23 protein-coding genes, 1 other RNA gene and 1 other annotated feature are annotated in these 20,450 nt (G+C 56.2%); of the genes, 13 read left to right on the top strand and 11 right to left on the bottom strand.

Annotated features, from left to right (window positions below):
* Positions 1 to 56 precede the first annotated feature (56 nt).
* The 5 genes from C2E16_RS05780 (at position 57) to amtB (ending at position 6,017) form a co-directional block, all read left to right on the top strand.
* Positions 57 to 518, top strand: coding sequence for an Lrp/AsnC family transcriptional regulator (locus C2E16_RS05780; protein ID WP_084970014.1), 462 nt, complete (start codon positions 57 to 59; stop codon positions 516 to 518).
* Positions 519 to 571: 53 nt separating this feature from the next.
* Entirely contained in the window at positions 572 to 2,347 is a 1,776-nt protein-coding gene (locus tag C2E16_RS05785) for a SmdA family multidrug ABC transporter permease/ATP-binding protein (protein WP_104951440.1), read from the top strand.
* A complete protein-coding gene (locus C2E16_RS05790) occupies positions 2,310 to 4,109 on the top strand; it encodes a SmdB family multidrug efflux ABC transporter permease/ATP-binding protein (protein ID WP_373996378.1) in 1,800 nt (599 codons plus the stop codon). The genes C2E16_RS05785 and C2E16_RS05790 overlap by 38 nt, the downstream gene beginning before the upstream one ends.
* 249 nt (positions 4,110 to 4,358) lie before the next feature.
* Positions 4,359 to 4,697, top strand: coding sequence for a P-II family nitrogen regulator (gene glnK / locus C2E16_RS05795; protein WP_038627577.1), 339 nt, complete (start codon positions 4,359 to 4,361; stop codon positions 4,695 to 4,697).
* 36 nt (positions 4,698 to 4,733) lie between these two features.
* On the top strand, positions 4,734 to 6,017 hold the full coding sequence (gene amtB, locus C2E16_RS05800; RefSeq protein WP_084970012.1) for an ammonium transporter AmtB: 1,284 nt from the start codon (positions 4,734 to 4,736) through the stop codon (positions 6,015 to 6,017).
* Positions 6,018 to 6,087: 70 nt separating this feature from the next.
* Here the strand turns inward: amtB and tesB are convergent, their stop codons facing one another.
* On the bottom strand, positions 6,088 to 6,948 hold the full coding sequence (gene tesB, locus C2E16_RS05805) for an acyl-CoA thioesterase II (protein ID WP_038627572.1): 861 nt from the start codon (positions 6,946 to 6,948) through the stop codon (positions 6,088 to 6,090).
* Positions 6,949 to 7,162: 214 nt separating this feature from the next.
* On the opposite strand from tesB, the gene C2E16_RS05810 reads away from it, so the two are divergent.
* Entirely contained in the window at positions 7,163 to 7,723 is a 561-nt protein-coding gene (locus C2E16_RS05810; RefSeq protein WP_038627570.1) for a YbaY family lipoprotein, read from the top strand.
* 34 nt (positions 7,724 to 7,757) lie between these two features.
* Here the strand turns inward: C2E16_RS05810 and C2E16_RS05815 are convergent, their stop codons facing one another.
* On the bottom strand, positions 7,758 to 8,066 hold the full coding sequence (locus C2E16_RS05815; protein WP_038627568.1) for an MGMT family protein: 309 nt from the start codon (positions 8,064 to 8,066) through the stop codon (positions 7,758 to 7,760).
* Between the two features lie 211 nt (positions 8,067 to 8,277).
* Here C2E16_RS05815 and ffs point away from each other — a divergent pair.
* Positions 8,278 to 8,374: signal recognition particle sRNA small type (gene ffs, locus C2E16_RS05820), an RNA gene on the top strand.
* 34 nt (positions 8,375 to 8,408) lie between these two features.
* Here the strand turns inward: ffs and C2E16_RS05825 are convergent.
* The 7 genes from C2E16_RS05825 to C2E16_RS05855 all read right to left on the bottom strand — a co-directional run bounded on the left by C2E16_RS05825 (position 8,409) and on the right by C2E16_RS05855 (position 14,886).
* Positions 8,409 to 8,627: an HHA domain-containing protein gene (locus C2E16_RS05825; RefSeq protein ID WP_071883698.1), complete on the bottom strand. Its 219-nt coding sequence runs from the start codon at positions 8,625 to 8,627 to the stop codon at positions 8,409 to 8,411.
* A gap of 29 nt (positions 8,628 to 8,656) precedes the next feature.
* Positions 8,657 to 9,037, bottom strand: a complete 381-nt coding sequence (tomB, locus tag C2E16_RS05830) for an Hha toxicity modulator TomB (RefSeq protein ID WP_038630095.1) — start codon at positions 9,035 to 9,037, stop codon at positions 8,657 to 8,659.
* A gap of 147 nt (positions 9,038 to 9,184) precedes the next feature.
* A complete protein-coding gene (locus C2E16_RS05835) occupies positions 9,185 to 9,538 on the bottom strand; it encodes a hypothetical protein (RefSeq protein WP_038627564.1) in 354 nt (117 codons plus the stop codon).
* A 345-nt stretch (positions 9,539 to 9,883) separates the two neighbouring features.
* A complete protein-coding gene (ykgO, locus tag C2E16_RS05840; protein ID WP_038627562.1) occupies positions 9,884 to 10,024 on the bottom strand; it encodes a type B 50S ribosomal protein L36 in 141 nt (46 codons plus the stop codon).
* 9 nt (positions 10,025 to 10,033) lie between these two features.
* Positions 10,034 to 10,291, bottom strand: coding sequence for a type B 50S ribosomal protein L31 (locus C2E16_RS05845; protein WP_038627560.1), 258 nt, complete (start codon positions 10,289 to 10,291; stop codon positions 10,034 to 10,036).
* Between the two features lie 225 nt (positions 10,292 to 10,516).
* Positions 10,517 to 13,666, bottom strand: a complete 3,150-nt coding sequence (locus C2E16_RS05850; protein ID WP_084970011.1) for a multidrug efflux RND transporter permease subunit AcrB — start codon at positions 13,664 to 13,666, stop codon at positions 10,517 to 10,519.
* A gap of 17 nt (positions 13,667 to 13,683) precedes the next feature.
* Complete coding sequence (locus tag C2E16_RS05855) at positions 13,684 to 14,886, bottom strand: efflux RND transporter periplasmic adaptor subunit (RefSeq protein WP_084970010.1); 1,203 nt, start codon at positions 14,884 to 14,886, stop codon at positions 13,684 to 13,686.
* A gap of 140 nt (positions 14,887 to 15,026) precedes the next feature.
* Here C2E16_RS05855 and acrR point away from each other — a divergent pair, with 140 nt between their 5' ends.
* On the top strand, positions 15,027 to 15,677 hold the full coding sequence (gene acrR / locus C2E16_RS05860) for a multidrug efflux transporter transcriptional repressor AcrR (RefSeq protein ID WP_038627554.1): 651 nt from the start codon (positions 15,027 to 15,029) through the stop codon (positions 15,675 to 15,677).
* A 4-nt stretch (positions 15,678 to 15,681) separates the two neighbouring features.
* Here acrR and rsmS read toward each other — a convergent pair whose 3' ends face one another.
* Positions 15,682 to 15,837: a pleiotropic regulatory protein RsmS gene (gene rsmS / locus C2E16_RS05865; protein ID WP_071883697.1), complete on the bottom strand. Its 156-nt coding sequence runs from the start codon at positions 15,835 to 15,837 to the stop codon at positions 15,682 to 15,684.
* 10 nt (positions 15,838 to 15,847) lie between these two features.
* Complete coding sequence (locus C2E16_RS05870; protein ID WP_038627552.1) at positions 15,848 to 16,090, bottom strand: GlsB/YeaQ/YmgE family stress response membrane protein; 243 nt, start codon at positions 16,088 to 16,090, stop codon at positions 15,848 to 15,850.
* A 127-nt stretch (positions 16,091 to 16,217) separates the two neighbouring features.
* Here C2E16_RS05870 and C2E16_RS05875 point away from each other — a divergent pair, with 127 nt between their 5' ends.
* The 5 genes from C2E16_RS05875 (at position 16,218) to recR (ending at position 20,371) form a co-directional block, all read left to right on the top strand.
* The gene (locus tag C2E16_RS05875) at positions 16,218 to 16,598 is read left to right on the top strand and encodes a DUF454 family protein (protein WP_038627550.1); all 381 of its coding nucleotides are present in this window, start codon (positions 16,218 to 16,220) and stop codon (positions 16,596 to 16,598) included.
* A gap of 206 nt (positions 16,599 to 16,804) precedes the next feature.
* Entirely contained in the window at positions 16,805 to 17,356 is a 552-nt protein-coding gene (gene apt / locus C2E16_RS05880; protein WP_084970009.1) for an adenine phosphoribosyltransferase, read from the top strand.
* A 79-nt stretch (positions 17,357 to 17,435) separates the two neighbouring features.
* Positions 17,436 to 19,385, top strand: a complete 1,950-nt coding sequence (gene dnaX / locus C2E16_RS05885; protein ID WP_038627545.1) for a DNA polymerase III subunit gamma/tau — start codon at positions 17,436 to 17,438, stop codon at positions 19,383 to 19,385.
* Positions 18,727 to 18,788, top strand: a sequence feature (DnaX frameshifting element). (Overlaps the previous gene by 62 nt.)
* 51 nt (positions 19,386 to 19,436) lie before the next feature.
* Entirely contained in the window at positions 19,437 to 19,766 is a 330-nt protein-coding gene (locus tag C2E16_RS05890) for a YbaB/EbfC family nucleoid-associated protein (RefSeq protein WP_038627543.1), read from the top strand.
* Entirely contained in the window at positions 19,766 to 20,371 is a 606-nt protein-coding gene (recR, locus tag C2E16_RS05895) for a recombination mediator RecR (RefSeq protein ID WP_038627541.1), read from the top strand. The genes C2E16_RS05890 and recR overlap by 1 nt, the downstream gene beginning before the upstream one ends.
* Positions 20,372 to 20,450 lie beyond the last annotated feature (79 nt).

The following is a 20,450-nucleotide window of genomic DNA, read 5'->3' on the forward strand; positions in this document are numbered from 1 at the left end:
TTGCTTTATTTACTGTACAATGCGCCTTTTGTAGCAATATTTTCTCTGGAGGGGCGATGCTGGATAAAACGGATCGTAAACTGCTGGCGCTGTTGCAGCAGGACTGTACGCTATCATTACAGGCGCTGGCGGATGCGGTTAATCTCACCACCACGCCCTGCTGGAAGCGGCTGAAAAAGCTGGAAGATGACGGTATTATCCGCGGACGCGTGGCGCTCCTCGATGGAGAAAAGCTGGGGCTGTCGCTTACCGCCTTTATGCTGATCAAAACCCAGCAGCACAACCGTCAGTGGTATCAGGAATTTGTCGGCGTCGTGCAAAGCCTGCCGGAAGTGATGGCGTTCTATCGCATGGCGGGCGAGTATGATTATCTGTTACGCATTCAGGTCGCCGATATGAAGCAATATGACGCCTTTTATAAACGTCTGGTCAACGGCGTCAGCGGTCTGATCGACGTAACCTCAAGTTTTGCTATGGAAGAGATAAAATATACGACGGCGTTGCCTGTTGAATCCTGATCTTCTCCGCAGCCTTTTCAGGCGCATCAATTAACCATGCAGGACAATTTTTTGTGCGATTGTTTAGCCAGTTAAGTTGGTATTTCCTCCGCGAGTGGCGACGTTACCTCGGCGCGGTATCCTTACTGATCATTATTGCCATTTTGCAGCTGCTGCCGCCGAAAATCGTCGGCGTGATTGTCGATGGCGTCACCCAGCATCGCCTGAGCAGCGGCGCCGTTCTGATGTGGGTCGGCATTATGCTGTTTACCGCGCTGGTGGTTTACCTGCTGCGCTACGTCTGGCGCGTCTTGCTGTTTGGCGCTTCTTATAAGCTGGCGGTGGAGCTGCGGGAAGATTTCTATCGCCAGCTCAGTCGACAGCACCCGGAATTCTACCTGCGTCACCGCACCGGCGATCTGATCGCGCGCGCAACCAACGATGTTGACCGCGTGGTCTTCGCGGCCGGCGAAGGGGTATTGACGCTGGTAGACTCGCTGGTGATGGGCTGCGCGGTGCTGATTGTGATGAGTACGCAGATCAGCTGGCAGCTTACGCTGCTGGCGCTGGTGCCGATGCCGGTGATGGCGATGGTGATCAAGCGCTACGGCGATCAGCTGCATCAGCGCTTTAAACTGGCGCAGGCGGCCTTTTCCTCGCTGAACGATCAGGCGCAGGAGAGCCTCTCCAGCATTCGTATGGTAAAGGCGTTTGGTCTGGAGACGCATCAGTCTCAACAGTTTGCTGATATCGCCACCGACGCCGGTGAGAAAAACCTGCGCGTCGCGCGCGTCGACGCGCGCTTCGATCCTACGATTTATATCGCGATCGGTCTGTCGAACCTGCTGGCTATCGGCGGCGGCAGCTGGCTGGTCTGGCATGATCAGATGACGCTCGGCCAGCTGACCAGCTTTGTGATGTATCTGGGCCTGATGATTTGGCCGATGCTGGCGCTGGCGTGGATGTTTAATATTGTCGAACGCGGCAGCGCAGCCTGGAGCCGCATCCGCGCGCTGCTTAACGAGGCGCCGGCGGTGGAAGATGGCAGCAAAGTTTTGCCGGAAGGACGCGGCGTGCTGCAGGTGGCGATCCGCGAGTTCAGCTATCCCGGCAGCCAGCAGCCTGCGCTGTGCAATCTTAATTTCCAGTTGAAGCCGGGGCAGATGCTGGGATTGTGTGGGCCGACCGGCGCGGGTAAAAGCACGCTGTTAAGCCTGATACAGCGCCATTTCGATATCGCGCAGGGCGATATTCGCTATCACAATATTCCGCTGACCCAGCTGCGCATCGACAGCTGGCGCGGTCGGCTGGCAGTCGTCAATCAGACGCCGTTTCTTTTTTCCGACACCGTCGCCAACAATATCGCGCTGGGGCGGCCTAACGCCAGCCGCGAAGAGATTGAGCGGGCGGCGATGCTGGCGAGCGTCCACGAAGATATTCTGCGGCTGCCGCAGGGCTACGATACCGAAGTAGGCGAGCGCGGGGTGATGCTCTCCGGCGGGCAGAAACAGCGCATTTCCATTGCGCGCGCGCTGCTGTTGAACGCCGAGATCTTGATCCTTGACGATGCGCTTTCGGCAGTGGATGGCCGCACCGAACATCAGATCCTGCACAATTTACGTCGCTGGGGCGAGGGACGCACAGTGATCATCAGCGCGCATCGCCTGTCCGCGCTGACCGAAGCCACTGAAATTCTGGTGATGCAGCATGGTGTCGTGGCGCAGCGCGGCGATCATAACGCGCTGGCGCAGCAAAAGGGCTGGTACAGCGATATGTATCGCTACCAGCAGCTTGAGGCGGCACTGACCGAGGATGAGGATAATCGCAGTAAGGAGAAGAGCCGTGGCTGACAGCAAAAAACTCTGGCCCACGCTAAAGCGGCTGCTTTCCTACGGCAAGCCGTGGCGTAAGGCGCTGACGCTGGCGGTACTGATGCTCTGGATCGCGGCGGCGGCGGAAGTGCTGGGGCCGGTACTGATCGGTTATTTTATCGATCGTCTGGTGGCCCGTCACAACATGCCGGTGGGCCTGGCCGTCGGGCTGGCATTCGCCTTTATTTTTCTGCAGGCGCTGGCGGCGCTGCTGCACTACTGGCAGGCGCTGCTGTTTAATCAGGCGGCGGTCGGCGTTGTGCAGCGTCTGCGCGCCGACGTGATGGATGCGGCGTTGCGCCAGCCGCTCAGCGCGTTCGACACTCAACCGGTTGGGCAGATCATTTCACGCGTCACCAACGACACCGAGGTAATTAAAGATTTATGGGTGACGGTGGTGGCGACGGTGCTGCGCAGCGCGGCGCTGATCGGCGCGATGCTGGTCGCCATGTTTAGCCTGGACTGGCGCATGGCGCTGGTGGCGGTGGTGATTTTCCCGCTGGTGTTGACCGTGATGTTTATCTATCAGCGCTACAGCACGCCGATTGTGCGGCGCGTGCGCAGCTACCTGGCGGATATCAATAACGGCTTTAATGAAGTCATCAACGGCATGAGCGTTATTCAGCAGTTCCGCCAGCAGGCGCGCTTCGGCGAGCGCATGGGGGAGGCCAGTCGATCGCACTATCTGGCGCGCATGGAGACATTGAGGCTGGATGGCTTTCTGCTGCGTCCGCTGCTGAGCCTGTTTTCCGCAGCGATCCTCTGTGGGCTGCTGCTGCTGTTCAGTTTCTCTTCTGAAGGTGTATTTGAGGTGGGCGTGCTTTACGCCTTCATCAGCTATCTGGGAAGGCTTAATGAGCCGCTGATTGAGCTGACCACCCAGCAGTCAATGCTGCAACAGGCGGTCGTAGCCGGAGAGCGCATTTTCGAGCTGATGGATGCGCCGCGCCAGCATTACGGCAGCGACCGGCAGCCGCTACAGAGCGGCCGCATCGATATCGAACGTCTGAGTTTCGCCTATCATGAAGGGCGCAACGTACTGGAAGATATTTCGCTGGCGGCGCCGTCGCGCAGTTTTGTCGCGCTGGTCGGGCATACCGGCAGCGGAAAAAGCACGCTGGCCAGCCTGCTGATGGGCTACTACCCGGTGAAACAGGGAACGATTCATCTCGATGGCCGACCGCTGAATCAGCTGAGCCATGAGGCGCTGCGGCAGGGCGTGGCGATGGTTCAGCAGGACCCGGTGGTGCTGGCGGACAGCTTTTTCGCTAACGTGACGCTGGGACGCGACATCAGTGAACAGGCAGTGTGGCAGGCGCTGGAAACCGTTCAGCTGGCGGAGCTGGCGCGTAGTCTCACCGACGGAATTTATACGCGCCTGGGAGAGCAGGGCAATAATCTTTCCGTTGGGCAGAAGCAGCTGCTGGCGCTGGCGCGCGTGCTGGTGGCTGAACCGCAAATCCTGATTCTGGATGAGGCGACGGCCAATATCGATTCCGGCACTGAACAGGCGATTCAACGCGCGCTGCGCGAGGTGAGGAAAAAGACCACGCTGGTGGTGATTGCGCACCGCCTTTCCACCATTACCGAGGCCGATACCATTCTGGTGCTGCATCGCGGTCGGGCGGTGGAGCGCGGCACTCACCATCAGCTACTGGCGCAGCAGGGCCGCTACTGGCAGATGTATCAGTTGCAGCAGGCGGGCAGCGTGCTGGAGGCGGGCGCACCGGAAAGCGTCTGAAATGGGTTTGCACCTTTTTCTGGCGCATTTATCGGAATTATCCGTATGGATGCACGTTAATTGACCGTGACGCACCTTTATGGTGCGTTTTTTCTTTGATCCTCACTTCTTTTTCATTTATCGCCTTCTTTCTTGCCTTCTCCAGACGCCGCGCGCGCCTGCCGTCACCTTTTCCATACCTGGCACAGCCTTTGCTTTAGTCACGAGGTGTCGGGTGAGAAACGAATCTTATTCTGGTGAGGGGAGCGTATGAAGCTGGTTACCGTAGTCATCAAACCATTCAAACTGGAGGATGTGCGCGAGGCGCTTTCTTCTATTGGTATTCAGGGATTAACCGTAACTGAGGTCAAAGGATTCGGCCGACAAAAAGGCCATGCGGAGCTCTATCGCGGTGCGGAATACAGCGTCAATTTTCTGCCTAAGGTCAAAATCGACGTAGCGATCGCTGACGACCAGCTGGATGAAGTTGTTGATGTCATCAGTAAGGCCGCCTACACCGGCAAAATCGGCGACGGCAAGATTTTTGTGGCAGAGCTTCAGCGCGTTATCCGTATTCGTACCGGTGAAACCGACGAAGCCGCTCTTTAAGCCCGGACTCTTTATCTTGTGATGGGATGAAATAAAATGAACAAATTAATGACCAAAATCCTGACGGGTGCGGCGCTGACACCATCGCTGGCGATGGCGGCTCCGGCCGTTGCCGATAAGGCGGACAACGCCTTTATGATGATTTGCACCGCACTGGTGCTGTTTATGACGATTCCAGGGATCGCGCTGTTTTACGGTGGTCTGATTCGCGGTAAAAACGTGCTGTCGCTACTGACGCAAGTGGCGGTGACCTTTGCCATGGTCTGCGTGCTGTGGGTAGTGTATGGCTACTCGCTGGCCTTCAGCGAAGGCAACGATTTTTTCGGCGGCCTTAACTGGGTGATGCTGAAAAATATCAGCCTGACCGCGCTGACCGGCACGTTCTATCAATATATCCATGTGGTTTTCCAGGCCTCCTTCGCCTGTATTACCGTCGGACTGATTGTCGGTTCGATTGCGGAACGCATCCGCTTCTCCGCTGTGCTCATCTTTGTCTTTATCTGGCTGACGTTGGCCTACCTGCCGATCGCGCATATGGTCTGGGCGGGCGGTTTCCTGGCGAAGGATGGCGCGCTTGATTTCGCTGGCGGCACGGTAGTGCATATCAATGCGGCGGTCGCCGGGCTGGTGGGCGCGTATCTGGTGGGTAAACGCACAGGCTTCGGCAAAGAGGCGTTTAAACCGCACAACCTGCCGATGGTGTTTACCGGTACGGCGATCCTTTATGTCGGCTGGTTTGGCTTTAATGCAGGGTCTGCGGCGGCGGCAAACGAAATTGCGGCGCTGGCCTTTTTAAATACCGTCGTTGCCACGGCCGGCGCTGTGCTTTCCTGGACCTTTGGTGAGTGGGCGCTGCGCGGCAAGCCGTCTCTACTGGGCGCCAGCTCCGGCTTTATCGCTGGCCTGGTCGCCATCACGCCCGCCTGTGGCTACGTTGGCGTGGGCGGTGCGCTGTTTATCGGCCTGATTGGCGGTCTGGCAGGTATCTGGGGTGTGACGACGCTGAAAAAATGGCTGCGCGTTGACGATCCGTGCGATGTTTTCGGCGTTCACGGCGTGTGCGGCATTATCGGTTGTATCCTCACCGGCGTCTTCGCTTCAGGCTCGCTGGGCGGCGTCGGCTATGCGGAAGGCGTCACCATGGGGCATCAGGTATGGGTCCAGCTGTTGAGCGTGGCGCTGACTATCATCTGGACCGGCGTGGTGGCGTTTATCGGCTTTAAAGTGGCGGATATGCTGGTAGGCCTGCGCGTGCCGGAAGAACAGGAGCGCGAAGGACTTGACGTCAACAGCCATGGCGAAAACGCCTATAACCAGTAAGCGTCGGGCTTAAAGAACAGGACGCTGCTTTCGGCAGCGTCCTTTTTTATGCGTTAGCTACTTTTATGCGTTAGCTACGCTGGCGCATGACGCCTTCCTGCACCGTTGAAGCCACCAGCACGCCATCCTGGGTATAGAATTCGCCGCGCACAAAGCCGCGCGCGCTGGAGGCGGAGGTGCTTTCCACGCTGTACAGCAACCACTGATTCAGGTCGACCTTGCGATGGAACCACATAGAGTGGTCTATCGTAGCAACCTGCATGCCCGGCTCCAAAAATCCTTTGCCATGCGGCTGAAGCGCAACCGGAAGGAAATTAAGATCGGAGGCATAGCCCAGCAGATATTGGTGCGCGCGCGCATCGTCGGGCATCGGGCCGTTCGCGCGCAGCCAGACCTGACGCGTCGGCTGATCGACGTGCCCCTTGAGCGGGTTGTGGAAGGTAACGGGGCGTATTTCCAACGGCTTTTCAGCCAGAAATTTAGCTTTTACTTTTTCGGGCAGATGCGCCGCCAGCTGATGCGCGATCTCGGTCTCGCTGGGCAGCCCCTCCGGGCCTTTCACCTGCGGCATCGTTTTCTGATGTTCAAAGCCTGGCTCCGGCGCCTGGAAAGAGGCGGTCATGTAAAAAATCGGCTGCCCGTTCTGAATCGCCGCGACGCGACGGGCGCTGAAGCTATGGCCGTCCCGCAGGGTTTCCACATCATAGATAATTGCTTTCTGACTGTCGCCGGGACGCAAAAAGTAGCTGTGAAAAGAGTGAATATTGCGTTCAACCGGCACGGTCTGTTTAGCCGCATGCAGCGCCTGGCCAACAACTTGTCCGCCGAAGACCTGACGCAGGCCCAAATCTTCGCTCTGGCCTCGAAACAGGCCTTCCTCAAGCTTTTCCAGTTGTAACAGATTCAGTAAATTTTGCAGTGCCTGGCTCATGGGTCGTTCCTCGATAAGGTTACCGCTGTAGTTTGCGAGATCCGACCAGCGCCTGCAACCGCTGTTCTTACTTCCGGCCTGAGGCAAAAAAGGAAAAGGGTTGATGCCAGGCAAAATAGCTAAACCTGTGCCAGAATTAAGCACATACAGCGTTTTTAGCTGTTTCGGCCAACTTGTCGCCGATACCACATTGGATCAGAAGGAGAAGATATCAATGAAATTCTGGCATGTCATGAGCGGAGCAGCGCTGGCCGTTGCCCTCGCAGGTTGTGCTGATAAAAGCGCAAATATTCCCGTACCTGTACCGGGCGCCGAAAACACCGGTCAGCCGGTGATTGCTCAGCCTAACGTAAGCGGCTCTATCTATATTCGGCAAAAAATCGCTCTGCCGCCGGACGCCGCGTTAACGGTTACGCTGTCGGATGCTTCACTGGCTAATGCGCCGGCTAAAATACTGGCCCAGCGTGTAGTGCGTACTGAAGGCAAGCAGGCGCCGTTCCACTACACGCTGCCGTTTAATCCGGCCGATATTCAGCCGGACGCGCGCATTCTCTTGAGCGCGGCGATCACCATCGATAACAAGGTGGTGTTTATGACCGATTCGATTAAACCGGCGATCAACAGCGGCGGCACGAAAGTGGACCTGACGCTGGTACCGGTGCCGTCAGTCGCTATGCCGACCCAAAGCAGCGGCGGTGCGGCTACTACCGTACCTTCTACCTCGCCTACCCAGGTTACGCCGTCTTCATCTATTCCGGCGCCCACCCAGTACTAAGCTTCTTTAACCGGGTCGGCTCATGGCTGGCCCGCTACCACTCCCAGCGATAGCGCCTGAGATCGACTTTGCCGTCATCGCTAATTTCAATGCCTTCCGCTTCCAGCGCGTCACGTTGGCGCAGCAGATCGTCTCCCTGCAATGAAATTTGTCCATGACGGTTAATAATGCGATGCCACGGCAGACGACTGTCGGCAGGAAGACGCTTTAGCAGGCCACCTACCTGTCGCGCAGCACGCGGCGCGCCAGCCAGTCGCGCCACTTCGCCATAGGTGGTGACGGTGCCGGCGGGAATCGCGGCGATAACCTGCAAAACACGCTGTTTAAATGAGTCAGTTTCCATAGACGGCTCCGGCTTTAGCTGTGCGTCTTATCCTGGCAAATAATGGAAAATGATGAAACAGTTAGCATGTATCAGAAGGGAAAAGGGCGAAAAGAGAGAAAATAGGCGGATTGTTTAATAAAACAACGGTCGCCAGGCGGCGGCTTGCATTTACGCCAGGCATCATTGATAATGCCTGCGCTCTGTAACCAGAGCACGTCAATGGGGGCCCTGTTGGTTCTCCCGCAACGCTAACTTGTGAACTCGGTCAGGTCCGGAAGGAAGCAGCCGCAGCAGGTAACGCGTGTGCCGGGATGTAGCTGGCAGGGCCCCCACCCATTTCCGCTCCATCCAGGCCTTTATTCAACGAACGTATTTCCACACCGAAACGGGTACTTTATCGTACAGTTTATTCATCGTTAATTCCGCAAGGCGATGATCGGCCGCAGAATAAAACACAGCCAACTCATCATCAGGCAATTCATATTTATTTTTTTCAATGACTCGCTCAAGCGTATCGATTGATCGGCAGCGTCTTAAGCGCATCAGATAGTCAGTCTTGGTCATAATTTTTTCTGTCATGGTTTAACCGTAATAAAATGAGCGGTTGCTTAAAACGAATGGCTTGGCTGTAAAGGGAGCTGAGCGCACTCTTCTGCGAAAAGATTAAACAAACGTCGGGCGGAACGCTGCCAACGTTGTAGATCCTGAACATTAATCCCGTAATTACTGAATAACATAAAGGTATCGTCGAGGTAGTCATCAATCTGAACGATGAGATCCTCATCTTCAGCATGTTTTATTTTGTAATTCATGGTAAACGAAGCAATATGTTCAATCAGCTCATTCAGCTGTATGTTGGTCGCAGATGTAGGATCGTTGACCCAGCCATGGTGGCTGTCTCCCAGTGTGGCCATACTTTCGTCGTATAGATTTTCACACAAGAAATTGAGCTGAGCAATATCATGCCGTTTCGGCGAATATTCGTCCATCTTTTTTCCCTCCATACATCGACCATTGTCTGCATGTGAAACAGCGAAAAAAGCAGCGTAATCTACATTTAATATTAAGAGCCGTTAGTTAATCAGACAAGGTAAATATAACGTATGTTTGCTATTTTCAGATAAGGTATTACTGAATCAGAACTCGTCGGCAGTGGAAGGGCGCGTATTATCAATGAAATCGAAGGCCAGCGCGCCGGTAATTACCTCAAATTCAATGCTTTCCTGGCTGGTTTCCGTCTGATTAATGTCAAGACAGGGATTGAATACATTCCAGTCGAACTGATAGTGCATTTTATATCGATGATGGTGTTGCAATTCTACAGAAATAATTTTTATCGTTCCAGGAACTAAAAGCGCATTTTGAGAAAACCATTGTAAGTCGCCGGTTAACAGTTTTTCTATTTTGGGAATATTCTGGTGAATAATACTTTTTAATTTTAGCGGATCTTCTTCAGCTTGCAAAATATCGCACGGTATAATTTTACGCACTTTCCCTCCGAAGAGTTTATCTTTGCTTAAGCAATCAGTATGACAGAAAGCCAAAGTCTTTAATTAATGCGCTGCCTATCTCTCTGATTCAGAAAAGCTTAGCAGGGTATAACCTCACGTCCAGCGGGCGTTGATTAGTTATTTGAATTTTATTGTTTTAGCCGCTGCATAACATGCATTTTGGCAACATATGCGACACAAACGGATACAATTATTTTTATCAAATAATAAACATGCTGTTTAATAGCCCTGAGAAAAGAAGGGTATTAACGAGTCACCGATGATGAGGCGTTGAGAGAGATTTTACAGGGAAAAGGGCCGTTGTGGCTACGGCCCTGTGATGCGTTAGCGTTTTTTCTTTCTGCCCTGAACGGCTTTAAAGCGTGGATTGCTTTTGCAAATAACGTAGATGCGGCCGTGGCGGCGCACCACTTTACAATCTTTATGGCGCGCCTTTGCCGCGCGCAATGAGCTGAGTACCTGCATGACCCTTCCTTATTGGCCTTTACCGAGAAAACGGCCATAGCGCTGATTAAAACGTGCGGTGCTGCCTTCACGGCTGTAATCCTTTTGCTTGCCCGTATAGTGCGGATGCGAAGCGGAGGAGACATCCAGCGCGACATACGGGAAGGTTTCGCCATCAATATCGATGGTACGATCGGTTTTAATGGTTGAGCCGGTTTTGAAATAGTGATCGACGCTGGTGTCATGGAAGACAACGGTACGATAGTGAGGATGAATACCTGGTTTCATCATGATCTCCTTTTGATATGTTATATCATAACAATTAGTATGCACTTTTCTGCATGTCAATGCAATGCCTCTCTGAGGAAGGCGCTATCACAGCGATGCAGGGCCGCAGAGAGTGAACCGAAAGAAGAATGCGAAAAAGGGAAGGAACAGACGAGGTGCCACGCCGCAAACGGCCTGCAAAAAAAGAGGCCACCTGATGGTGGCCTCTGAATCAATGCGTTTTACTTAGTGCTGGTGTTCAACAGGATGGCCCTGTTCCAGCTCTTCTTTATGCTTGCTGAAGCGGCGGCGAACCACCACGAAGAAGACCGGCACAAAGAAGATAGCCAACACGGTCGCAGTAACCATACCGCCCATTACACCGGTACCTACCGCATTCTGCGCGCCGGAGCCTGCGCCAGTACTGATAGCCAGCGGCAGTACGCCCAGAATAAAGGCCAGTGAGGTCATCAGGATGGGACGCAGACGCATGCGTGTCGCTTCCAGCGTCGCTTCCACCAGGCCTTTGCCCTCCTTCTCCATCAGATCCTTGGCGAATTCCACAATCAGGATGGCGTTCTTCGCCGACAGGCCAATGGTTGTCAGCAGGCCTACCACGAAGTAAACATCGTTGCTCAGACCGCGCAAGGTAGTGAAGATCAGCGCGCCGATAACGCCCAGCGGCACCACCAACATTACGGCGAACGGAATCGACCAGCTCTCATAGAGCGCGGCCAGACACAGGAACACCACGATGAGAGAGATAGCGTACAACGCAGGCGCCTGGTTGCCGGAAAGGCGTTCCTGATAGGACATGCCCGTCCAGTCATAGCCGATGCCCTGCGGCAGCTGAGAAGCCAGCTGTTCCATCAGCGCCATCGCGTCGCCGGAGCTGCGTCCCGGCGCGGCCTGACCCAGAATTTCCATGGACGGCAAGCCGTTATAGCGCTCCAGACGCGGCGAACCATATTGCCAGCGCGCCGTTGAGAAGGCGGAGAAGGGCACCATATCCCCGTTAGAAGCGCGTACGTACCATTTATTGATATCGTCCGGCAGCATACGAGAATCAGCCTTACCCATCACATACACTTTCTTCACACGACCGCGATCGATAAAGTCGTTCACATAGGAGCCACCCCAGGCGGCGCCCAGCGTCGTGTTGATATCAGAGATGGAGACGCCCAGCGCCTGCGCCTTCTCTTGATCCACCGTCAGCTTATACTGCGGCGTATCTTCCAGACCGTTAGGGCGTACGCCGACAACGGTATCCGGATGCTGCGCCACCATGCCTAACAGCTGGTTACGGGCCTGCGTCAGCTTATCGTGACCCAGGTTCGCCTGGTCGATCAGTTCAAAGTCGAAGCCGGTGGCGTTACCCAGTTCGATAATTGCCGGCAGGTTAAATGGAATAACCATGGCGTCTTTGATGGTGCTCAGCGCCTGCATGGCGCGGCCTGCGATTGCGGGCACCTTGTTTTCTGAGCCGCCACGCTCGTCCCACGGCTTCAGACTGACGAAGGCGATACCGGTATTCTGACCGCGACCGGCAAAGCCGAAGCCGTTAACCGTAAACACCGACTGCACGCTGGCTTTCTCTTTGGTCAGAAAATAATTACTGACCTGGTCGAGAACTTTCTGCGTACGCTCCTGCGTGGCGCCAGCGGGCAGCTGCGCCTGGGCCAACAGCAGACCCTGGTCCTCTTCCGGCAGGAAGGAGGTAGGGAGACGCATAAACAGCACTGCCATGCCGACCACGATAAACAGGTAGATCAGCAGATAACGACCAGTGCTGCGGACGATATGCCCCACGCTGTCTACGTAGTGGTTGGTGCTCTTGTCGAACAGGCGGTTAAACCAGCCGAAGAAGCCGGTCGTCTTGCCGTGATCGCCTCGCTTAATCGGCTTAAGCAGGGTGGCGCAGAGCGCGGGCGTCAGGATCAGCGCGACGATGACCGACAGCACCATGGCGGAAACGATGGTGATGGAGAACTGACGGTAGATAACCCCGGTCGACCCGCCGAAGAAGGCCATCGGGATAAAGACCGCAGAGAGCACCAGCGCGATACCCACCAGGGCGCCCTGGATCTGGTCCATCGATTTGCGCGTCGCTTCTTTCGGCGGCAAACCTTCTTCCGCCATGACACGCTCGACGTTTTCCACCACGACGATGGCGTCATCCACCAACAGGCCGATGGCCAGCACCATCCCGAACATCGTCAGCGTGTTTATCGAATAGCCGAACGCGTTAATGATAGCGAACGTACCCAGCAGCACCACCGGCACTGCAATGGTTGGGATCAGCGTGGCGCGGAAGTTCTGCAGGAACAGATACATTACCAGGAACACCAGCACGATCGCTTCAAAAAGCGTTTTCACCACCTCGAAAATGGAGATTTTAACAAACGGCGTGGTGTCATAAGGGTAAACCACCTTCAGGCCTGCCGGGAAGGTAGGCGAAAGGCGTGCCAGCTCTGCTTTTACCGCATCCGCAGTATCCAGCGCGTTAGCGCCGGTCGCCAGTTTGATCCCCAGACCGGAAGCTGGTTGTCCGTTAAAGCGCGCAATGATCTCGTAGTTTTCCCCGCCCAGCTCAATAGTGGCGACATCGCGCAGACGTACCTGCGAGCCATCCGGGTTAACTTTCAGCAAAATTTTACCGAACTCTTCCGTTGAAGTCAGACGCGTTTGCGCAATGATCGAGGCGTTAAGCTGCTGGCCTTTCACCGGCGGCGTACCGCCAAGCTGACCTGCGGCGACCTGGGCGTTCTGGGTGGAGATAGCGTTTACGACGTCGACCGGCGTCAGCTGATAGTTATTCAGCTTATGCGGGTCCATCCAGATACGCATCGCATACTGCGCGCCAAACAGCTGGGTATCGCCAACGCCGGTGGTGCGGCTGATGGGATCCTTGATGTTAGAAGAGACGAAGTCGGCGATATCGTTCTGCGACATGCTGCCGTCCTCACTCACGAAGCCGGCGACCATCAAGAAGCTGCTGGACGATTTCTCTACCTGGATACCCTGCTGCTGCACTTCCTGCGGCAGCAGCGGCATCGCCAGCTGCAGTTTATTCTGCACCTGCACCTGGGCGATATCGGCGTCAGTGCCGGACTGGAAAGAGAGCGTCAACTGCAGCGAGCCGGAAGAATCACTGTTCGAGGACATATACATCAGTCCGTCGATACCGTTCATATTCTGCTCGATAACCTGCGTGACCGAATCCTGCAGCGTTTTCGCATCGGCGCCGGGGTAGTTTGCACTAATCTGTATCGCTACAGGAGCAACATTGGGATATTGCTCAATCGGCAGCTTAAGAATCGATAGCGCACCCGCCAGCATAATAATGATGGCGATGACCCACGCGAAAATGGGGCGATCGATAAAGAACTTAGCCATGAATCAGTGGCTCCTGTTTAAGACTGAGATTGTTCAGACTGCGACTGCGGCTGCGAGGGTTGATTAGCTTTCGCATCCTCTGTCACTTCCTGCGGCGTAACCTGAACGCCAGGCTTCGCACGCTGCAGTCCAACAGAAATCACGCGATCGCCAGCCTGCACGCCCTGCGTGACCAGCCATTTGTCGCCAATTGCCTGCTGCGCCGTCACGTTGCGAACCGCCACCTTGTTGTTCTGATCGACCACCATGACCGTCGCCTGACCGGTCGGCGTACGGGTCACCGCCTGCTGCGGCACCAGTATCGCGTTCGGGTTGGTGCCTTCTTCCAGACGCGCGCGCACGAACATGCCCGGCAACAGAGTATGGTCAGGATTCGGGAACACGGCGCGCAGCGTAATGGAGCCGGTGGTTTCATCGACGGTCACATCAGAAAATTCCAGTGTGCCCGGCTGCTTATATTCGCTACCATCAGGCATCATCAGCGTGACATTCGCTTTACCGTCGGTCTGTTTCAGCTGACCAGACTCCAGCTCCTTGCGCAGGCGCATATATTCATCGCTGGACTGGGTGACATCGACATACATCGGATCGAGCTGCTGCACGGTGGCCAGCGCCGTGGTCTGGCCGGTTTGCACCAGCGCGCCCTCGGTCACGGCGGATTTACCGATGCGGCCGCTGATAGGGGAGGTCACTTTGGTATAGGCAAGATTAATGCGCGCCGTTTCCAGGCTCGCCTTCGCGACCGCCACGGCCGCAGCCGTCTGGCTCTGCGTGGCGACCGCCTGATCGTAATCCTGCTGGCTGATATATTTGGTGCCCAGCAGCGGCTGATAGCGTTTTACCGTTACGGCGGCGATTTGCGCATTAGCCTGCGCCTGTGCTAAATCGCCTTTGGCGCTGTTATAAGCGGCCTGATAAGGCGCCGGATCGATCTGATAAAGCGATTCGCCCGCTTTAATATCGCTGCCTTCAACGAAGTTGCGTTTCAAAATAATGCCGGAAACCTGCGGCCGCACTTCCGCTACGCGATAGGCTGACGTTCTGCCCGGTAGCTCGGTCGTAATTTTCAACGGTTCGCTTTTTAATGTTACTACGCCGACTTCAGGCGCCTGTTGCTGTTGACCAGCCTGCTCAGACTTATTGTCACATCCTGTTAGCGCAAAGCTGCCTGAAAGCATCAGGACGGCCGCCAGAGGCGTTAACCCTCTGTTATTTTTCATAAATCAACCTCGATTGTTCGATATCGATTGGTCAATGGATCACAAACCGTTGAGCCATTGCTGCGTTTAAATTATGGTCATGCTATGGTACATACATTCGCAAATGTATGTAAATCCGCCGCCTGGTAAAAGCACTCACTATGGCACGAAAAACCAAACAGCAAGCCCTTGAAACACGGAATCAAATTCTTGATGCCGCGATTGCGCGTTTCTCTGAGTTCGGCGTTTCAGCAACCTCCCTGGCCGATATCGCTACGGCGGCTGGCGTAACGCGGGGCGCTATCTACTGGCATTTTAAAAACAAGACCGATCTGCTGAATGAGATCTGGGCGCAGTCTGAGTCTGGCCTGGAAGATGTTGAGCAAGAGTATCAGTCAAAATACCCTGACGATCCACTTTCCCTGATGCGCGCCATGCTGCGCTACGTCTTTGAAGCGACCGCGCGCGACCAGCGGCGGCGCTCTTTGCTGGAAATTATCTTCCATAAGTGCGAATTTGTGGGCGAGATGCTGCCGCTGCAAATCATGCAGCAGAACCTCTATCTTGAATGCTATGAGAAGATTGAAGAGGTGCTCGGCAACTGCATTAGCGCGGGGCAGCTGCCGGCGGGGCTGAACTTGCGCCGCGCGGCGATCATCATACGCGGCTACATTACCGGCATTATGGAAAACTGGCTGTTTATGCCCGACAGCTTCGATATTGAACAGGATGCGCCGATGCTGGTGGAAACCCTGATTGATATGCTTAAGCACAGCCCCAGCCTGAGCCAGCCGGCGGTCAGCCCAGGCTGAACGCTCAGGACGCGACGGGCGACTGTTGCTTATTTTCATAATCGCGGCGCACGATCTCCAGCGCCGCCAGCACGGTTTCGGGCGCGACGTCGCTCTGTTCCAGCAGCATAATCAGATCGACCGCCAGCTTGATCTCATCCGGTGCGCTTTCCAGTGACATGATGTGCTCCTTAATGACGAATAATGCGCGCCACGCCTGGCAGCACCAACGCGCCGGCCAGCGCCAGCAGCAGCGCGCGTGGGTGCAGGCTGGCCAGCGTTCCCCAGTTAAAATAGACGCTAATATAGCCGCCCACCAGAGCGCCGATCGTCGCCAGAATCAGCGTCGGCAGCCAGCCGCCGCGTACGGCGAAAAATTTGCCCGCGATCAAGCCCACCAGCACGCCGATAACCAGCCAGGATAACAGTCCCATATCTATGTCCTTAAAAAGCGATTGCGAATCGGTAATGTTGCTATTGATAAAATAGCCGCTTAACGGCTGAGGAACAGCTTACCGCCTGTGATAAAGTGATCCGGTTGGCTCTTTAGCAGGATATTTCATGCAGCGCATTATATTACTGATTATTGGCTGGTTGGCTATTGTACTGGGGGCGCTGGGCGTCGTGCTGCCGCTGTTGCCGACGACCCCGTTTATACTGCTCGCCGCCTGGTGCTTCGCCCGTTCGTCGCCGCGCTTTCATCACTGGCTGCTTTACCGCTCCTGGTTCGGCAAATATCTGCGCCACTGGCAGCAGCATCGCGCGCTGCCGCCGGGCATAAAGGGACGCGCCATGCTGCTGACCGTCGCGACTTTCGCCCTTTCTCTCTGGCTGGTGAAGCTGTTCTGGCTAAGGGTCATGCTGCTTTGTATGTTGGCCGCGCTGCTGCTGTTTATGTGGCGGATGCCGGTAGTGACGGAAAAAGAAAAAGGCGAGCGCTGACCGGCGTTTTCAGATTTACCTTAGCGTTTTTCAAACACTTACGCTATCAGGATGGCGATCGGTATTGCATTTATCCTGCAGTTTGCTTAGATTTGTTCGTTTTCGTGCGCGGCTTCCCTTGTTTCACTCTTTTCCGCCTGCGGCGCTGCCCGTCAGCGTAAGGCGAAGCTGCGCGAGTCAGTTTAGTATTCACCAGGCATAACATTATGACCGCGACTGCGCAGCAGCTTGAGTATCTTAAAGACAGTATTAAAAGCGTACCGGACTATCCGAAGCCGGGTATCCTGTTTCGTGATGTCACCAGTCTGCTGGAAGATCCGCAAGCTTTCGCAACAACTATCGATCTGTTTATTGCGCGTTTCCGCGATCGTGGCATCACCAAAGTGGTGGGCACCGAAGCGCGCGGATTCCTGTTCGGGGCGCCGGTAGCGCTGGGTTTGGGCGTCGGCTTCGTGCCGGTGCGCAAGCCGGGCAAACTGCCGCGCGAAACCTGGAGCGAAACCTACGATCTCGAATATGGCAGCGACCAGCTTGAGCTGCATCGCGACGCCATCAAACCGGGCGACGTGGTGCTGGTGGTGGACGATCTGCTGGCGACCGGCGGCACTATCGAAGCGACGGTAAAACTGATCCGCCGCGCCGGCGGCGAAGTGAAAGATGCGGCGTTCGTTATCAATCTTTACGACCTCAACGGCGAAGCCCGTCTCAATGCGCTGGGCATCGAATGCTACAGCCTGGTCTCTTTCCCCGGCCACTGAGTTTCCCGCCTTCAGCCTCGCCGTCGCGGCGGGGCTGTGTTAGCATGTCCTACTGGTTTTCAAGACATCTCGTGAACGAATGAGTTATCAGGTTCTGGCCCGAAAGTGGCGTCCACAAGCGTTTTCCGATGTCGTTGGTCAAGAGCATGTTTTAACTGCGCTGGCGAACGGCCTGTCGCTGGGACGAATCCACCACGCTTATCTTTTTTCCGGCACCCGCGGCGTCGGAAAGACCACTATTGCGCGTTTGTTGGCCAAAGGGCTCAATTGCGAAACCGGCATTACCGCCACGCCATGTGGCGTATGCGACAACTGCCGTGAAATCGAACAGGGCCGCTTTGTCGATCTGATTGAAATCGACGCCGCGTCGCGCACTAAAGTCGAAGACACGCGCGATCTGCTGGACAACGTGCAGTACGCCCCGGCGCGCGGTCGCTTTAAGGTCTACCTGATCGATGAAGTGCATATGCTGTCGCGCCACAGCTTCAACGCGCTGTTAAAAACCCTCGAAGAGCCGCCCGCGCACGTTAAATTTTTGCTGGCGACCACCGATCCGCAAAAATTGCCGGTCACCATTCTTTCCCGCTGCCTGCAGTTCCATCTTAAAGCGCTGGACGTCGATCAGATCCGTCAGCAGCTGGAATATGTATTGCAGCAGGAGAACATCAACGCCGAGCTGCGGGCGCTGCAACTACTGGCGCGCGCGGCCGACGGCAGCATGCGCGACGCGCTCAGCCTGACCGATCAGGCCATCGCCACCGGCCAGGGGCAGGTAACGACGGAAAGCGTCGCCGCGATGCTCGGCACGCTGGACGACGATCAGCCGCTGGCGTTGATCGAAGCGCTGGCCGCCGCCGACGGCCAGCAGACCATGTCTTTGCTGCAACAGGCGGCGAGCCGCGGCGTAGAGTGGGAAGCGCTGCTGGTGGAGATGCTGCGTTTGCTGCATCGCATCGCCATGATTCAGCTGCTGCCTTCTGCGCTGAGCGACGAATACGCCGCGGTTGAACAGCGTCTGCGCGAGCTGGCGCGCATCGTGCCGCCGGCCGACGTGCAGCTCTATTACCAGACCATTTTGATGGGCCGTAAAGAGCTGCCGCTGGCGCCGGATCGCCGCATGGGCGTGGAGATGACTCTGCTGCGCGCGCTGGCGTTTCATCCGCAGGTCGAGATCGCCGAGCCGGTTACGCGCCCGGTGATGACGCCGCAGACTAATGTACAGGTGCCGCCTTCCGCGTCCGCCGCCGCGTTTGCCGCGCCGGAAGCGCCGAAACCGGCACCGTCACCCGCAGCGGCCACTTCTGTCCCGGATATTCCTCTGCCTGACGCCACCAGCCAGCTACTGCAGGCGCGTACACAGCTGTTGCGTCAGCAGGGAGCGAACAAACCAAAAAAGAGTGAGCCGGCAGCGCACAGTGCGCGGCCGGCAGGCTCGGCGCTGGAACGTCTCGCTCAGGTAACCGAGCGGGCCAGCAAACGACCTGCGGCGGAAAACACGGCGCCGGTCAAGAAAGAGGCCTACCGCTGGAAGGCGCAGAACACCGTCGTCGAGGCGGAGGCGCCGCAGGTCGCCACGCCGAAAGCGCTGCGCTCGGCGCTGGAGCATGAAAAAACGCCTGAACTGGCGGCGCGGCTGGCGGAAGAGTCGTTGCAGCGCGACGCGTGGGCGGCGGAGATCGCTACGCTGACGCTGCCCAAACTGGTGCAGCAGCTGGCGCTCAACGCCTGGAAAGAAGAAACGGCGCAGGGCGTCTGTCTCCATCTGCGCAGCAGCCAGCGTCACCTTAACTCCGCTTCGGCGCAGCAGGTGCTGACCGATGCGTTAAGCCAGTCCAGCGGCAAGCCGGTTGAACTGACTATTATTGAAGATGATAATCCAGCGGTGTTGACGCCGCTGGAATGGCGACAGAAGATCTATGAAGAAAAGCTGGCGCAGGCGCGTCAGTCCATTATCGCGGATAGCCACATTCAGACTCTTCGTCGCTTTTTCGACGCCGATCTGGATGAGGAGAGTATTCGTCCCGTTTGAATCGCCGCATAAACCTGATGGCTTATGCGGCCCGAGCAAAGAGAGAAGAGTATGTTTGGTAAAGGCGGTTTGGGTAACCTGATGAAACAGGCCCAGCAGATGCAGGACAAAATGCAGCAGGTGCAACAAGAGATCGCTGAAATGGAAGTGACCGGCGAATCTGGCGCGGGCCTGGTAAAAGTGACCATCAACGGCGCGCATAACTGCCGTCGCGTCGAGGTGGACCCAAGCCTGCTGGAAGACGACAAAGATATGCTGGAAGATCTGGTTGCAGCGGCGTTCAACGATGCGGCGCGCCGCATTGCCGAAGCGCAGCAGGAGAAAATGGCCTCCGTCTCCTCCGGCATGCAGCTGCCGCCGGGCTTTAAGATGCCGTTCTGATGCAAACCAGCCCTTTGCTGGAGTCGCTAATGGAAGCGCTGCGCTGCTTACCGGGCGTCGGCCCGAAATCAGCGCAGCGTATGGCGTTTCAGCTATTGCAGCGCGATCGCAGCGGAGGCATGCGCCTGGCTCAGGCGCTTACGCGCGCTATGTCGGAAATTGGTCACTGCGCGGATTGCCGCACCTTTACCGAGCAGGAGATCTGCACCATCTGCGCGAACCCGCGTCGCCAGCAGAACGGGCAGATTTGCGTGGTGGAGAGTCCGGCGGATATTCACGCCATTGAGCAAACCGGGCAGTTCGCCGGGCGTTATTTTGTGCTGATGGGGCATCTTTCTCCGCTGGACGGCATCGGCCCGCAGGACATCGGGCTCGATCGTCTTGAGCAGCGTCTGGAGAAAGAGACCATTCAGGAGCTGATCCTCGCCACCAACCCCACGGTGGAAGGCGAAGCGACCGCCAACTATATCGCCGGGCTCTGCGCGCAGTATGGCGTCGAGGCCAGCCGCATCGCACACGGCGTGCCGGTCGGCGGCGAGCTGGAAATGGTGGACGGCACCACGCTGTCGCACTCGCTGGCCGGACGGCACAAGATTAAATACTGACCACTTGCTGGCACATTCCGTTGTGCCAGCTTGAAAATATTTTTCCCATCCCCACATCTCCCTCAACGTTCGATAAACC

This window comes from Mixta calida, assembly GCF_002953215.1.
In the GTDB taxonomy this organism is placed as follows: Bacteria; Pseudomonadota; Gammaproteobacteria; order Enterobacterales; family Enterobacteriaceae; genus Mixta; species Mixta calida.